Source organism: Xanthomonas sp. MUS 060, from assembly GCF_000963215.1.
Classification (GTDB): domain Bacteria; phylum Pseudomonadota; class Gammaproteobacteria; order Xanthomonadales; family Xanthomonadaceae; genus Xanthomonas_A.
In genome coordinates, this window is record NZ_JZIM01000094.1 from 1 (window position 1) to 1,001 (window position 1,001).

At 63.8% G+C, this 1,001-nt stretch carries 2 protein-coding genes; both read right to left on the minus strand.

Annotated elements, in window-relative coordinates; genetic code table 11:
• A partial coding sequence (locus tag XANALMUS060_RS22895; protein ID WP_304413359.1) for a phosphopantetheine-binding protein occupies positions 1-420 on the minus strand: 420 nt, incomplete at its 3' end.
• The coding region (locus XANALMUS060_RS22900; RefSeq protein WP_200894113.1) for an AMP-binding protein at positions 357-1,001 on the minus strand (645 nt) is incomplete at its 5' end. The genes XANALMUS060_RS22900 and XANALMUS060_RS22895, both read right to left, overlap by 64 nt.

Here is a 1,001-nt window from a genome sequence, read left to right on the forward strand (position 1 = left end):
CGTGGCGTGCACAAACAACTCGGCCACCCCGATCTCCACACCCAATTCCTTGCGCAAACGCGAAGCGACCCGCACCGCCAGCAGGGAATGTCCACCGAGCGCGAAGAAGTTGTCGTGCCGCCCGATACTCTCCAGACCCAGCAGCTCACGCCAGATCGCGGCAATGACTTGTTCGACCTCACCTTGCGGTGCTTCATACGCACTGGCCGCATAGGCCGCACCATCTGGTGCCGGCAATGCCTTGCGATCCAACTTGCCGTTGGCGGTGAGTGGCAAGGTCTCGAGGCACACATAGGCCGTCGGCAGCATCACCTCGGGCAGGCGATTGACCAAATCGCTGCGCAGGTTCTCGGCGTCTATCCGCTCGATGCCTTGCGATCCAACTTGCCGTTGGCGGTGAGTGGCAAGGTCTCGAGGCACACATAGGCCGTCGGCAGCATCACCTCGGGCAGGCGATTGACCAAATCGCTGCGCAGGTTCTCGGCGTCTATCCGCTCGATCTCGCCCACCACATAGGCAACCAATCGTGGCTCGCCCGGAGTGTCCTCGCGCAGCAACACCGCCGCATCCTGCACACCCGCGCAGGCACGCAACGCGGCGGTGATTTCGCCCAGTTCGATGCGGAACCCGCGCAGTTTGACTTGATCGTCGTTGCGGCCGAGATACTCCAGCGTGCCGTCGGCGCGCCAGCGGGCGACATCGCCGCTGCGATACATGCGCTGACCCGGTTGCTCTGCGAACGGATCGGGCACGAAACGTTCGGCGGTCAGGTCCGCACGGCCCAGATACCCGCGTGCCAGCTGCGGCCCAGCAATATGCAGATGACCGGCTACGCCAATCGGCACAGGGTGTCCGTGTGCATCGAGCACATACACGCGTAGATGCGCCATCGGTTGGCCGATACGCACGCGACCGTTGGGTGCATGTGCATCCTCGGCGGTGGTCGTGTGGACCACGCAGCCGACCACGGTCTCGGTCGGGCCGTATTCGTTGATCAAGCG